This is a genomic window from Acidovorax sp. JHL-9, from assembly GCF_000426205.1.
In the GTDB taxonomy this organism is placed as follows: Bacteria; Pseudomonadota; Gammaproteobacteria; order Burkholderiales; family Burkholderiaceae_C; genus Acidovorax; species Acidovorax soli.
On the sequence record NZ_AUEX01000009.1, the window covers coordinates 53,882 to 67,016 of the forward strand.

Here is a 13,135-nt window from a genome sequence, read left to right on the forward strand (position 1 = left end):
GAGACCGGGACACAAGGGCGGCTGCAGATGGCATCCAGCGGGCATGCGGCGCAGCGCGGTGTGCGCCTGCGGTCGCTTGCCTGCCGCCATCAATGCTGCGGGCGGCGTGCTTTCTTGCCCGCGTGCAGGCTGCGCAGTTCTGACAGCCGCGTACGCAGCGCGGTGTCGGGCACCAGGGCGCTGGTGGCCTGGCCTGCATAGATGGCGCCGTCGTTGCCGTCCAGCGTGACCATGTCGTTCTCGTTGAGAGTCTGGGTGCCCAGCTGCAGGGTGCGATCTGCTTCGTTGATGTGCAGCGCCGTGCAACCCACCAGGCAGGTTTTTCCCATCTGCCGGGCCACCACGGCGGCGTGCGATGTGCGGGCGCCGCGCTGGGTGAGCAGGCCCTGCGCGCCCTGCATGGCGGCAATGTCACTGGTTTCGGCGTCCTGGCGCACCAGGATGGCCGGGACGCCCTGCTGCACCAGGCGTTCGACCGCCTGCGCATCCAGCGCAATGGCGCCCGACACCACGCCAGAGCAGGCCGGGTTGGCCACGGCCAGGGGCGTTGGCGTGCTGTCGGCGTCGTCGCTGGCAACCATGCGCACGGTGCCCAGCGCGTCTTCGTGCATGGATTCGGTGCGGCGCAAGGCCTCGGTGCTGTCGATCAGGCCTTCGTCCAGCAGGTCCAGGGCAATGCGTACGGCGGCCAGCGGTGTGCGCTTGCCTGCGCGCGTTTGCAGCAGGTGCAGCACGCCGTCCTGCACGGTGAACTCGAAATCCTGCATGTCCTTGAAATGCTGCTCCAGTGCCTGGGCTGAGGCTTGCAGCTGCTGCCAGGCCTCGGGCGCCACGGCCGCCAGGGTGGCGTGGCCGTGCGCGTTGCGCCGGCCCGAAACCACGTCTTCGCCTTGCGCGTTGGCCAGAAAGTCGACCCACAGGCGGCTTTCACCGGTGCTGGGGTCGCGCGTGAAGCCCACGCCAGCACCGGAATGCCCGCCGGTGTTGCCGAACACCATGCGCTGCAGGATCACGGCGGTGCCCATGCCATGGTCGATCTGGTGGATGCGCCGGTAGGCCGCTGCCTTGTCGGCATGCCACGAGGCAAACACCGCCCCGATGGCGCCGGAGAGCTGTTCCCGCGCGTCCTGTGGAAAGGGCCGGCCGGCATGGGTTTCATAAAGGGCGAGAAAGCTGCGTGTGAGCTGGCGCAGCTGGCCGAAGTCGAGCAGCCGCTCGTCCTGGCCCTGGGTGATGCGTTCGATCTCGGTTTCAAAAAGCGCGGCCGGCAGCCCCTGCACCACCTCGCCGTAGCTGGCCACCAGGCGCCGGTAGGCGTCCCAGGCCATGCGGGGGTTGCCGGTCTGGCGCACCAGGCCGGGCAGGGTGTGGTCGTTCAGGCCGATGTTGAGCAGGGTTTCGAGCATGCCCGGCATCGATACCGGTGCACCCGAGCGCACCGACAGGATCAGCGGGTTGCGCTCGTCGCCAAACAGCAGGCCGGTGCTCTCTTCGAGCGCGTGCAGGCCCACGGAGAACACCGGCAGAAAACAGTCCTGCGGGGCGTGGGTGTAGCGCGTGCCAATCACCAGCGCCACCGGCACGTTCAGCCCGGCCTGGGTCATGCGGTGCAGATTGAAACCCTTGGAGCCCATGGTTTCCGGTGAGGGCTTGTGCAGTTGCGTACTGGCCGGTGTGGCAAGAAGGTACAGGTGCTTTGGCAAACTGGAGCTGGATTTCATGCCGACATTCCGGTTTTGTTGAACACCATCTGGCGCAGTGCGTAGCCCACCCGCAGCAGCTTGTCGGTGGCTTTTTCGAGCGTGGCGGCCAGGTCGTTGGCCAGCATCAGGTCCACCGGGGCACTGCGCAGGCTCTTGACCATGGTGGTGCGGGCCTGGCGAAACAGGTCGTCGCACTGGCGTTCGGCGCGCAGCATGCGCCACAGCGTCTGCAGGAACAGTTCGCTGTCGGGTCCGTCGGCCCGCTGGCTGACCTGGCGGGCAATTTCGATGGCCTTGACCAGATCCTGGATGGCCGACAGCGTGGTGGCCGCCAGCTGGCACAGGGCGGCGCGCACTTCGGTGGGCAGGCCTGGCGCCGGATGGATGAGGGTGAGCGAGTGCATGAAGGTGGCTTCTTCCAGCGCATCGGCCACATCGTCGGCCTGGGCCAGGCAGTCCACGACCGGCAGCCAGCGGGGCCGGCGCTCGGCCCGCTGGCGGGCGTCCATGAGCAGGTGGTCGGCCTGGCGTTCCCAGTTTTTTGCGCGCAGCACCTGGGCCTGGGTCTGGGCGGCATCGCCGGGGTTTTCCAGGGCATCGCACAGGCCCTCGGCCAGCGCGTGCGTGAAGGCGGCGTGCTCGGCCAGCAGGTCGAATTCGAAGGTGCGCTGGCGCAGCACGCGGGCCAGCAGCAGGCGGGCTTCATCGGCCACCAGCGACACGGGCTGCTGCTGGCGCAGCAGCATGCTGGAGATGCGCAGCAACTCCAGCAGGTAGGCGCTGGCGGCGGCCTCGCCGAGCACGTCATCGAGCCGGTCGCCAACGTGGAAGGCTTCGCTGTCCACGGCCTGCATGGCGTTGTAGACCAGGTGATCGGCGCCGGCCAGCAGCCAGGCCATGTGCCCCCAGTCGTTGCGCGCCGCCTGCGTGAGCAGTTCGATGGCCCGGGCCTTGCTCACGAAATGCTGCAGGCGTTTGCGTGCCCGGTTCCAGTCGATCACGAAGACGATGCGCGAGGCCACGTTGTCCAGCCCGGTTTGCAGCTGGGCGCTGTCCTGCGCCTCCAGGCGGGCCTGGCCCACCAGGTAGGGTTTGCCGGCGTTGAGCCCGTCGGAGACCCGGGGGTCGAACACCTGCCAGGCAAAGCCCATGTCTTCGAGCATCTGCCGGAAAAAGCCGAAGCGGCCCGGATGCAGGTCGGAGTAGGTGAGCGAGATGGTGCTGTCCTGCACCGCGATCACCAGCACATGCACGTCGTTGGTGCCGATATCGTTCTGGATCAGCAGCCGCTGGCCGTTGCGCGTCACGGCGGTGTCCAGGCCGGGATGCAAGAACTTTAGGGCGGCCGTGCGGTGCAGCCCGCGCATGAAGGCGCGGATCAGCGGCCGGTCGTCGTCCTGCACCTGCCAGGCGTGGGCGCCATCGATGTCTTCGGTGGCGAGTTCGCTTGACAGCGCATTGATCTGCCTGTGCAGGTCCATCACCAGCAGGTGCAGGCTGTCGCCCCGCTGGCGATCCCCGTGGGTGAGTTCGGTCAGGGCGGCATGGCGCAAGCCCTCGTCGTCGGCCAGGGCGTGCAGTTGCTGCAGCCAGTGGTCGCGCCGCACGGTCAGCGCCGAGGCGCTGGGCTGCCCGGTGTCGCACAGGGGGCGGGCCATGGTGGTCAGGTCGTTGGACAGCGCCTCCAGCAGGTTCTCCAGGTGCGGCAGGATTAGCAGGTCGTCGTCGCAGTAGGCGCCGCCCACCAGCTCCCGGGCCCAGGGCGCGTCCTGCAGTTCTGTGCGCGCGAGGCCTTTTTCCCACGGCCCCGTCGGCGTATCGGGCGTGGATGCGCGCTGCGCTGCCGATTGGAGCAGGGTCAGGTACAGCTTGAGCCGGTCATTGGCCGCCAGGGCGGATTGGATCCACGCGGGCATCAGCAGCGAGGGCTGCCCCAGGGATGCCACCGCTTTTTCCTTGAGCATCGGTAGAGTCTCCGCAAGTTCAAGGGGATTAGCGCCCGTGCGGATGGCACGGTGATGACAGGGTGGGCGACACCGCCGGCAGTGGCGGGGCCCCTGCGCTGCTCAGCAGGCGGCTGGTGCAGCCAGGGCGGGCAGGTAGATGCGGCAAAACTCCTCGGGCATGCGCCGCGGTTTGCCGCCGCCCAGCTCGATGCACACCAGTTCCCAGTGGCCCCGCAAGATGGTGGCCTGGTCGCGGTTGCGGATGAGCTGGAAGCGCCGCTCCATGGTCAGCTTGCCGTCGCTGGCCGTCAGCCAGGTGCCCAGGGTGAGCTCGTCACCCAGCACCGAGGGCAGCAGGTAGTCGTAGGTGCTGCGGCGGATGGCCATGGCCCGGTCCAGGCGGTGGTAGTCGGCAAGGTCCAGCCCCAGGGCCTGCGAGTGTGCCCAGGCGGTTTTTTCGCACCACTGCACGTAGACGGCATTGTTGGTGTGGTTCAGGCCGTCAATGTCGTGCGCCTGCGGTGCCGCGGCCTGCGTGAACGGTTGTGGATAGTCCCATGGCATGCAGGCCATTGTCGCCTGCGCTGGCGGCGGGCAGAACAGCGCAGGCATCCTTGCAAGCCATCAGGGCCGCCCGATTTCGCGCACCAGGCGCATGCCCACCAGCGTGTAGCGCGTGGCGGAGCTGTTCCAGTTGCGGTAGCCGCAGCGGGCATAAAACGCCCAGGTGTGCCAGGAGCCGCCCCGGCGCACCCGCACGCTGCCATCGGCGGGGCCTTGCGGGTCGGTGCGGGGGGACTGGGCGTAGTAGTGGTCATCATGCCAGTCCGCCACCCACTCCCAGGCATTGCCCAGCATGTCGTGCAACCCGAACGCGTTGGGCGCCAGGCGGCCTACGGGTGCCGTGAAGGCGTAGCCATCGCTGCCGGCCAGGGCGTGCTGCCGCCAGCGCGGCCAATAGGGCGCGGCTGCCTGGTCGAAGACATTGGCCGCGCGTTCCAGCCCTGCGGGCGCATCGCCGTGCGGGTAGCGGGTGCGGGTGCCGGCACGGCAGGCGTATTCCCATTCGGCTTCGGTGGGCAGGCGGTAGCGCTGGCCTTCGGTGCGGCTGAGCCAGGCGGCCAGCGCCTGGGCGTCGTTCCAGGTCACATTGACGACGGGGTGGTCGTCATCCTGGGCAAAGCCGGGGTTGCGCCAGGAGTAGCGCATGTCGCGCCCTTCGAAGGCGTCGCCGCGGGTGGTGGTGGCGGGGTCGTAATCGGGGTTGTAGCCATAGCCGCCCGAGCCATCGGCCTCGGCTTGCGGGCGGTAACCCGAGGCCTCGATGAAGCGCCGGAACTGCCCCACGGTGACTTCATGCTGCCCCATGTAAAAAGCGCGGCGGATGCGCACGCGGTGCGCCGGGCCTTCGTCGGTGATCTCGGTGAACCGCTTGCGCTCCAGTTGGGGGAAGGCTTGGGCCAGCGTGTCGGGGGAATCATCGCTGCCCATCCAGAAGCTGCCGGCCGGCACCTTCACGAAGGCCATGCCGAGTGTATTGGTCCAGACCTGGGGGCCAGGCGCCTTGGGCGGCGCCGCCACGGCGCAAGCCACGGGCGCCAGCGCACAAAGCAGGAGGAGGGCAGGCTTGTCACTCATTCTGGCCTCCGGTGCTTATTCATCAAGCGCTAATTGCTATATAAATAATAGCATCCAGTGCTGTCCATCAGCTGTTGGCGGCTTCGGCCAATTGCTGCAGGGCCGCGGCCACGTCCTGTGGCAGCACGCCCTCCACGGGGGCCAGCAGGCCGGACAGGGCGCCTTCACCCTGCTGCTGCAGCCGGGCGATGGCCTGGCCTGCGTCCTTGGGTGCGGCAAAGCCCGTGCTTTGCAGCAGCAGGCGGCCGTCGGCGGCCACGAACTTGAAGTAGAACTGGCCGTCGGCTTCGCGGTATTGCTTGAAGCTGGGCAGGGCGGCCTTGGTGGTCTTGGCGGTCTTGGGGGCGGTGGCGCCCTGGGCCAGGCTGCGCAGGCCCACTGCAGCGCGCAGCGTGCGCACAAAGGGCGTGGCGATCTGGCGCGCGCGCTCGGCACCCGCCAGCAGGGTCTGCTCGATCTTCTCGGGGTGGGCGATCAGGTCCTCGTAGCGCGCGCGCAGGGGGGCCACGTCGCGGTCGATGCGCTCGAACAGCATCTGCTTGGCATCGCCCCAGGCAATGCCCTCGGCATAGTGCTTGCGCAGCGCCTCGGTTTCTTCAGGCGTGGCAAAGGCCTGGTAGATCTGGAACAGGGCCGAACCCTCGGCCTCCTTGGGCTCGCCGGGCGCGCGCGAGTCGGTCAGGATGCCGCCGATCAGCTTGCGCAGTTGCTCGCGCGAGGAGAACAGCGGGATCGTGTTGTCGTAGCTCTTGCTCATCTTGCGGCCATCGAGCCCCGGCAGCGTGGCCACATGCTCGTCGATCGCCGCTTCGGGCAGCGTGAAATGCTCGCCATACAGGTGGTTGAAGCTGGCCGCCATGTCGCGCGCCATCTCGATGTGCTGGATCTGGTCGCGGCCCACGGGTACCTTGTGGGCGTTGAAGATCAGGATGTCGGCCCCCATCAGCACGGGGTACATGAACAGGCCCGCCGTCACGCCATCGTCGGGCTCGCGGCCGGCGGCGGCGTTCTTGTCCTGTGCGGCCTTGTAGGCGTGGGCGCGGTTGAGCAGGCCCTTGCCGGTGACGCAGGTGAGCAGCCAGGTCAGTTCGGTGGTCTCGGGGATGTCGGACTGGCGGTAGAAGGTGACGCGCTCCGGGTCCAGGCCGGCGGCCAGCCAGCTGGCGGCGATCTCCAGCGTCGAGCGCTGGATGCGCGCCGGGTCCTCGCACTTGATGAGCGCGTGGTAGTCGGCCAGAAAATAAAAGCTCTGCACGCCGGGCGCGCGACTGGCCGCCACCGAGGGGCGGATGGAGCCGACGTAGTTGCCCAGGTGGGGCGTGCCCGTGGTGGTGATGCCGGTGAGAAAGCGGGTGGTGCTCATGAAACGATGCCGCAGAAAGAGTGAGAGGGGGTCAGCGCAGGAGTGCGGTGAGGGGTGTCAGCAGCAGGTTGATGGCGCTGTAGCCCAGCGACATCAGCGGGCGCAGCCACAGCGCGCCCACGATGCCCGCGATGACGAGGCCCATCACGATGAAAAAGCCATAGGGCTCGATGCGCGACACCATGTGCGCCTGCTTCCAGGGCAGCAGGCCCACCAGAATGCGCCCACCGTCCAGCGGCGGCAGCGGAAACAGGTTGAACGCCCACATCACCAGGTTGACCAGCACGCCGGCGCGCGCCATCTCGATGAAGAAGCGCTCGTCCACGCCCGTGCCCACCAGGGCCACCAGCAATATGGCCCACAGCACGGCCTGGATGAAGTTGGAGGCCGGCCCCGCCAGGGCCACCCACACCATGTGGCGCTTGGGGTTGCGCAGGTTGCCGAAATTCACCGGCACCGGTTTGGCATAGCCGAACAGGAAGGCGCCCGAGGTGGCGAAGTACAGCAGCAGCGGCATCAGGATGGTGCCGACCGGGTCGATGTGCTTGAGGGGGTTGAGGGTGATGCGCCCCAGCATGTACGCGGTGTTGTCGCCAAAGTGGCGCGCGGTGTAGCCGTGGGCCGCCTCGTGCACGGTGATGGCAAACAGCACCGGCAGGGCGTAGATCAGAACGGTTTGGATGAGATTGGAGATGTCCACCGGCCAGATTGTCTCAGACGCCGGCGGGCCGCCCGCCCGCGGGGCTTTGAACCTTGGCGTGCACGGCAGGCTCTCAGAGCCCCAGGGCCTGCACGCTGCCGCGCCCTTCACGCAGCACCTCGGGCTCGCCACCGTTGCCCATGGGCGTGAGGTCGATCACGGTGGTGGGCTCCAGGGGGCAGGCGCCCGCGTCCACGATGGCGTCGATCAGCTTCTCGTAGCGTTCGCGGATTTCCTGCGGGTCGTTCAGGGGCTCGGTTTCGCCGGCTGGAATCAGGGTGGTGGCCAGCAGCGGCGCGCCGTGCAGCTCCAGCAGCAGTTGCAGGCCCTTGCGGTTGGGCACGCGCAGGCCGATGGTCTTGCGCGAAGGGTGGCTCACGCGGCGCGGCACCTCTTTGGTGGCTTCCAGAATGAAGGTGTAGGGCCCCGGCGTGCCCAGCTTGAGCAGCCGGTACTGGCGGTTGTCCACACGGGCGTAGTTGGCCAGCTCCGACAGGTCGCGGCACAGCAGGGTCAGGTGGTGCTTGTCGTCCACCTGGCGGATGCGGCGCAGGCGATCGACGGCGTCCTTGTCGTCGAGGTGGCAGACCAGCGCGTAGCTCGAATCGGTGGGCACGGCCACGATGCCGCCTTTTTGCAGCAGGGCCGCCGCCTGTTTGAGCAGGCGGGGTTGCGGGTTGTCGGGGTGGACTTCGAAATACTGGGCCATGGCAGTCAATGCCTCCAGGTCAATGTCAGGTGGCGGGCCGCACCCGCTCGGCCAGCAGTTCCCACACGGGGGTGAGGGTGCCGGGCAGCAGGGGCAGGGCGCCCAGGTCGGTGTGGGATTCTTCGGGGCTGTGAAAGTCGCTGCCGCGCGAGGCGGCCAGGCCAAACTCGTGGGCCATGGCCCCGTAGGTGACGTATTCGGCCGCGCTGTGGCTGCCGGTGACCACTTCCACGCCCTGGCCGCCATGGGCCTTGAACTCGGAAAACAGCGCGTATTCCTCGTTGGCGGAGAGCGGGTAACGGGCCGGGTGGGCGATGACGGCCACGCCGCCGGCCTCGGTGATCCAGCGCACCGCGTCCCCCAGCGCCGCCCAGCGGTGCGGCACATAGCCGGGCTTGCCTTCGATCAGGTATTTGCGAAACACCTCGGCGGTGTCCCGGCAGACCTTGGTGTCCACCAGAAAACGCGCAAAGTGGGTGCGTGAAACCAGTTCGGGGTTGCCCACGAACTGCAGGGCACCTTCATAGGCGCCGGGAATGCCTGCCTGCGCCAGCTGAGTGGCCATTTCGCGGGCGCGTGCACCCCGGCCACCCCGGGTGGCGGCCAGGCCTTGCACGAGTTGCGGGTTGTCGGGGTCGAACCCCAGGCCCACGATATGCACCGTGGTGCCGGCAAAGCTGACCGAGATTTCGGTGCCGGTGAGGTAGGCCATGCCCAGGCTGCGGGCGGCGGCAGCGGCGCGGTGCTGGCCACCGATTTCGTCATGGTCGGTCAGGGCCCACAGCTCGACCCCGTTGGCCTTGGCCCGCGCCGCCAGGTCCTCGGGCGCCATGGTTCCGTCCGATACCACGGAGTGGCAGTGCAGGTCGGCATTGAGGTAGGTGGTCACCAATCGATTCTACGGGTTTGCCGTGTCGGGCGCTGGCGTTGGAGAGCCACGCAGCCGCCTTGGGGTTGACGCACACCGGGCCTGCGTCAGGCGCCAGGGCGATCGCATCTCAATCCAGCCCTCCATCACAGCGAAACTACAGCGTTCGATCACCCGATGCGCCACCATTGCGGGCGCGGACAACTGGGTGGAAGTGGCCGCGTTCGGCGCGCCGCACCACGACGGGTTCATTCGCTTCGTCCCGCTGCCCTCGGGTATCGCCTCGCACGACACCTTTGCCCGGGTGTTTCGCTTGCTCGATGCCAGGCAACTGCAGCTGGCCTGCCAGCGGTGGCTGGTGCAGGTGGCTGGGCAGGTGCATGGCACGGTGGCAATTGACGGCAAAAGCGTGCGCGGCAGCCGCAAGGGAGATGCCCGCAAGCCGCTGCACAGGGTCAGCGCCTGGGCCGCCGACATGGGATTGTTGCTGGGCCAGTGCCAGGTCGATGGCAAGAGCAACGAGTTCACCGCCATCCCCGAGCTGCTGAGCTTGCTGCACCTGAAGGGCTGCATCGTCACCATCGATGCCATAGGTTGCCAAAAGGCCATCGCCCAGCAATTGCATGAGCATGGCGCGGGCTATGTTCTGTCGGTCAAAGGCAAACAGCGGCACATGCATGCGGTGGTGCGAAAGCACTTTGAGGCACCGGCAGCAGCACCGCAGCCAGGAGCCAACACCTATGCCGAGCGCTCAAGCGGCCATGGGCGTGAGGAGTTGCGCAGCTACCGGGTCAGCCCCGTACCCGAGGCCTTGCAGCGAGCGCCAGCCCAATGGCCGGGGCTGGCGAGCGTGGTGCAGGTCACACGCCAGCGCATGTGCTGGTGCACAGCATCCGCTCGCACTGGGCGGTGGAGAACCAGTTGCACTGGAGCCTGGACGTGGCGATGCGCGAGGATGCTGCGCAGTCTTACAAGGACCAGGGTCCGCACAACCAGACGTTGCTGCGGCGCATGGCATTGCAGTTGCTCAAGAAAGACGGCTCGGTGAAGGTGCGCTTGCCTGGGCGCATCGCTCCATGCCAGGTGGCGTCCTTCCTGGCATCCGGGCGCTTGAGTGCGCCTTGGTAACCAGCGTCACCAAAGACGTCTGTCCCCTTTATGTGAATGGCATCGGTGGTTTTCGAAAAGAGGTATCTCTAGGGTAAATGCTAGGTGTGCAGGTTTAACTGCTCATCTATCCTTCGTTCATGTGGTCAGGCCACTAGAACACTAGGTAACTCGATATGCCAATTCAAGCTATTTCTTCCCAGCGGCTATACAGGCAAATCGCCGATCAGCTGGCCGATCTCATTCGGAAAGGTGAGTTCAGGCCAGGTGACCGGTTGCCGTCGGAGCGTGATTTGTCGGCTCAGCTCAGCGTCAGCCGTGCTTCGGTACGCGAGGCTTTGATAGCAATGGAAATTGATGGTCTTATCGACGTCCGCGTAGGTCTAGGGGTCTTTGTGAATGCCGCACCCGCAGCCAATTCGGTGACCGATGAGTTAGGAGAGCCAGGCCCGTTTGAGGTGCTCTCCGCGCGGTACTTGATTGAAGGGGAAACTGCTGCGCTGGCTGCGAGCAACGGGACGGAGTCGCAGCACACCAGAATTCGCGAGACGCTGCAGTGGATGGCCGATGAGGTTAATGCGAGCGGAGTTGGACTCAATGCCGATGCGCAGTTTCACCTGCGCATTGCCGAGGCATCTGGAAATAGCGCATTGGTGCACTTGGTTCATCAGTTGTGGAGCTTCCGCTACAGCGCGATGTTTCGCAAGCTTGACGAACACTTTGACAGCCCCGACCGGCATGCCGCAGCTATCGATGAGCATCGCAGGTTGGTCGAGGCAATTGAGAGTCGCCAGCCTGAAGTAGCGCGGGCGGCGATGGTTCACCACCTGGATACGGTGCGTGCAGCGCTGGAGCGGGGCTGGGAATTGGCAAATGTTGCCGGGCAAGAGGCCGCCACTCCCATCCAAAAGGCCAACGGTACAACAGCTTGGTCCTAACAAGTCAAACAGCGGATCATGCAATATCAATTCGATTTTTCATTTTTTGCGGACACCTGGCCGCGCTTTGTGCATGGCGCCTGGTTAACGATGCAACTGGCCACCGCCGCTATTGTGCTCGGCTTCATATTGGGGGCTGTTTGCGCGCTGGGGCGTACCAGCGGTTCCCCCGGTATTAAAAGAATTGTCGGAGGCTACGTTGAGACGATCAGAAATACGCCATTGCTCGTGCAGGTGTTTTTGGTGTATTTCGGTTTGGCAAGTCTTGGCCTGAAGATTTCAGCAGAAGCATCTGCCGCGCTGGCTTTGACCATCAATATAGGGGCCTACTCAACTGAAATTTTGAGGGCGGGAATTCAGTCAGTGGCAAGAAGCCAGATCGAGGCGGGAGAGTGTCTGGGATTATCGCGGTTGCAGGTCTATTGGCATATCGTGCTGCTTCCCGCCGTTGAGCGAGTATTTCCCGCATTGTCTAGCCAGTATGTCTTGCTGATGCTTGCTTCTAGCGTCACCTCGCAAATATCGGCAGAGGAGTTGACGGCAGTTGCCAATGTCTTGCAATCCGAAACATTCAGGAGTTTCGAGGTTTACCTGATTGTTGCCGTGATTTACTTGATCTTGTCTCTTCTCTTTCGTATTGCATTCTGGGGGGTTGGTCAACTGGTTTTTGTCCGCCGCCGCCGCCTCGGAACGCCTCTCTGAGAAATAAAAATGAACTCCTTTTCTTTGACGCATTTAGGCTACCTGGCGGTTGCCGCGCAATGGACGGTGATTCTGTCGCTCCTTGCTTTTGTGGGAGGCGCTATTCTCGGTCTGGCCCTCGCCTTGGCCCGTGTTTCTAGAATTTCCGCGTTGCGATTTGCTGCGGGGGCTTATATTCAGGTTGTGCAGGGTACGCCACTGCTGGTTCTCTTGTTTTTGGCCTATTTTGGTATCAGTATTGTCGGGTTCAATGTGCCGCCATTATTGGCTGCCGCTTTTTCTCTGACGCTCTACACCGGCGCTTTTCTCGGTGAGATTTGGCGCGGTTGTATTCAGGCTGTTGCAAAAACTCAATGGGAGGCCGCAGAGTGCCTGGGGATCGGTCGATTCGGGCAGTACTTGCATGTTGTACTTCCCCAAGCAGGCCGAATGGCGATTCCGCCTACGGTGGGTTTCATGGTGCAGGTCGTCAAAAACACTTCTCTGGCCTCTGTGATTGGTTTTTTGGAGTTGTCCCGTGCCGGCCAAATTGTGAATAACTCCACTTTTCAGCCATTCACCGTTTTCATTGTGATTGCGCTGATGTACTTCGCTCTGTGCTATCCACTCTCGCTGGCCAGCCGCCATTTCGAAAGGAAACTCCATGTTGGTCGCCAATGATTACCCCCTCGCCGACGCAATTCAGACCACGTCCATGACCAAACCCATGTCGAAAACCAGTGCGGGTGCCGCCGTTATCGTGCGCGACTTGGTCAAGCGCTTCGGAACCCTCAAGGTTCTTGACGGCGTGTCGCTGGAGATACAGCGGGGTCAGATGGTGGCCATTGTCGGGCGCTCTGGCTCGGGCAAAAGTACCTTGCTTCGATGCATGAATGCCCTGGAAACCATTGATGAGGGGACGCTACAGGTTTGTGGTCACGATGTCAGCTCTCGTGATCGGCTGGTGGTGCGGGAACTGCGACGCGACGTGGGAATTGTTTTCCAGAGCTACAACCTGTTCCCACACCTCACGGTGGAGCGCAACATCACCCTTGCGCTCACTTCTGTGAAGAAGCTGTCCAAGCACGAGGCTCAAAAAGTCGCTCACAAGGTGCTTGCTTTGGTCGGATTGTCCGAAAAAGCCCAGAGCTATCCGGAGCAATTGTCGGGCGGACAGTCCCAGCGTGTGGCGATCGCCCGTTCGCTCGCGATGGCGCCCCAACTCATGCTCTTCGATGAAGTGACTTCTGCCCTTGATCCAGAGCTCACCGGGGAAGTTCTCAAAGTCATGGAAGACCTCAAGCGTCAGGGAATGACGATGGTCCTCGTGACGCATGAGATGGCTTTCGCGCGGCGTGTCGCCGACATCGTGGTGTTCATGCACAAGGGCCAGGTGTGGGAGATGGGCCCACCGGAAGAGCTGTTTACGCGGCCGCGCACCGCTGAATTCGCGCAATTCATCAGCAGTGGTCTTTGAACCAC

The 13,135-nt window shown here is 64.7% G+C and carries 13 protein-coding genes and 1 pseudogene; 5 read left to right on the forward strand and 9 right to left on the reverse strand.

What is annotated here, in order from left to right:
• Nucleotides 1-89 precede the first annotated feature (89 nt).
• From K225_RS20545 to K225_RS0107490, 8 genes are all read right to left on the reverse strand, one after another.
• Complete coding sequence (locus tag K225_RS20545; RefSeq protein WP_051248767.1) at nucleotides 90-1,721, reverse strand: PEP/pyruvate-binding domain-containing protein; 1,632 nt, start codon at nucleotides 1,719-1,721, stop codon at nucleotides 90-92.
• On the reverse strand, nucleotides 1,718-3,667 hold the full coding sequence (locus K225_RS0107460) for a hypothetical protein (RefSeq protein WP_026435818.1): 1,950 nt from the start codon (nucleotides 3,665-3,667) through the stop codon (nucleotides 1,718-1,720). The genes K225_RS20545 and K225_RS0107460 overlap by 4 nt, the downstream gene beginning before the upstream one ends.
• A gap of 102 nt (nucleotides 3,668-3,769) precedes the next feature.
• Nucleotides 3,770-4,213: a thioesterase family protein gene (locus K225_RS0107465; protein ID WP_026435819.1), complete on the reverse strand. Its 444-nt coding sequence runs from the start codon at nucleotides 4,211-4,213 to the stop codon at nucleotides 3,770-3,772.
• Nucleotides 4,214-4,273: 60 nt separating this feature from the next.
• Nucleotides 4,274-5,287 carry a formylglycine-generating enzyme family protein gene (locus tag K225_RS0107470; RefSeq protein WP_034712035.1) on the reverse strand — a complete coding sequence of 338 codons (1,014 nt, stop codon included), beginning with the start codon at nucleotides 5,285-5,287 and terminating at the stop codon, nucleotides 4,274-4,276.
• 67 nt (nucleotides 5,288-5,354) lie between these two features.
• The gene (locus K225_RS0107475; RefSeq protein ID WP_026435821.1) at nucleotides 5,355-6,650 is read right to left on the reverse strand and encodes a tryptophan--tRNA ligase; all 1,296 of its coding nucleotides are present in this window, start codon (nucleotides 6,648-6,650) and stop codon (nucleotides 5,355-5,357) included.
• Between the two features lie 31 nt (nucleotides 6,651-6,681).
• Nucleotides 6,682-7,350, reverse strand: a complete 669-nt coding sequence (locus tag K225_RS0107480) for a site-2 protease family protein (RefSeq protein ID WP_026435822.1) — start codon at nucleotides 7,348-7,350, stop codon at nucleotides 6,682-6,684.
• Between the two features lie 73 nt (nucleotides 7,351-7,423).
• Complete coding sequence (locus K225_RS0107485) at nucleotides 7,424-8,059, reverse strand: L-threonylcarbamoyladenylate synthase (RefSeq protein WP_026435823.1); 636 nt, start codon at nucleotides 8,057-8,059, stop codon at nucleotides 7,424-7,426.
• A 25-nt stretch (nucleotides 8,060-8,084) separates the two neighbouring features.
• Nucleotides 8,085-8,948, reverse strand: a complete 864-nt coding sequence (locus tag K225_RS0107490; protein WP_026435824.1) for a 3',5'-nucleoside bisphosphate phosphatase — start codon at nucleotides 8,946-8,948, stop codon at nucleotides 8,085-8,087.
• A gap of 193 nt (nucleotides 8,949-9,141) precedes the next feature.
• Here K225_RS0107490 and K225_RS22790 point away from each other — a divergent pair, with 193 nt between their 5' ends.
• Nucleotides 9,142-9,975 carry an ISAs1 family transposase gene (locus tag K225_RS22790; protein ID WP_369794842.1) on the forward strand — a complete coding sequence of 278 codons (834 nt, stop codon included), beginning with the start codon at nucleotides 9,142-9,144 and terminating at the stop codon, nucleotides 9,973-9,975.
• A 4-nt stretch (nucleotides 9,976-9,979) separates the two neighbouring features.
• Here the strand turns inward: K225_RS22790 and K225_RS22440 are convergent.
• Nucleotides 9,980-10,093, reverse strand: a pseudogene (locus K225_RS22440) (IS5/IS1182 family transposase); the annotation flags it as partial.
• A 117-nt stretch (nucleotides 10,094-10,210) separates the two neighbouring features.
• On the opposite strand from K225_RS22440, the gene K225_RS20555 reads away from it, so the two are divergent.
• The 4 genes from K225_RS20555 to K225_RS0107520 are packed head-to-tail and all read left to right on the forward strand — an operon-like array spanning nucleotide 10,211 to nucleotide 13,130.
• Complete coding sequence (locus K225_RS20555; protein WP_051248769.1) at nucleotides 10,211-10,972, forward strand: FadR/GntR family transcriptional regulator; 762 nt, start codon at nucleotides 10,211-10,213, stop codon at nucleotides 10,970-10,972.
• Between the two features lie 18 nt (nucleotides 10,973-10,990).
• Nucleotides 10,991-11,674, forward strand: a complete 684-nt coding sequence (locus K225_RS0107510) for an amino acid ABC transporter permease (RefSeq protein WP_026435827.1) — start codon at nucleotides 10,991-10,993, stop codon at nucleotides 11,672-11,674.
• A 9-nt stretch (nucleotides 11,675-11,683) separates the two neighbouring features.
• Nucleotides 11,684-12,334, forward strand: a complete 651-nt coding sequence (locus tag K225_RS0107515; protein ID WP_026435828.1) for an amino acid ABC transporter permease — start codon at nucleotides 11,684-11,686, stop codon at nucleotides 12,332-12,334.
• 34 nt (nucleotides 12,335-12,368) lie between these two features.
• Nucleotides 12,369-13,130, forward strand: a complete 762-nt coding sequence (locus tag K225_RS0107520; RefSeq protein ID WP_369794843.1) for an amino acid ABC transporter ATP-binding protein — start codon at nucleotides 12,369-12,371, stop codon at nucleotides 13,128-13,130.
• The last annotated feature ends 5 nt before the right edge of the window (nucleotides 13,131-13,135 follow it).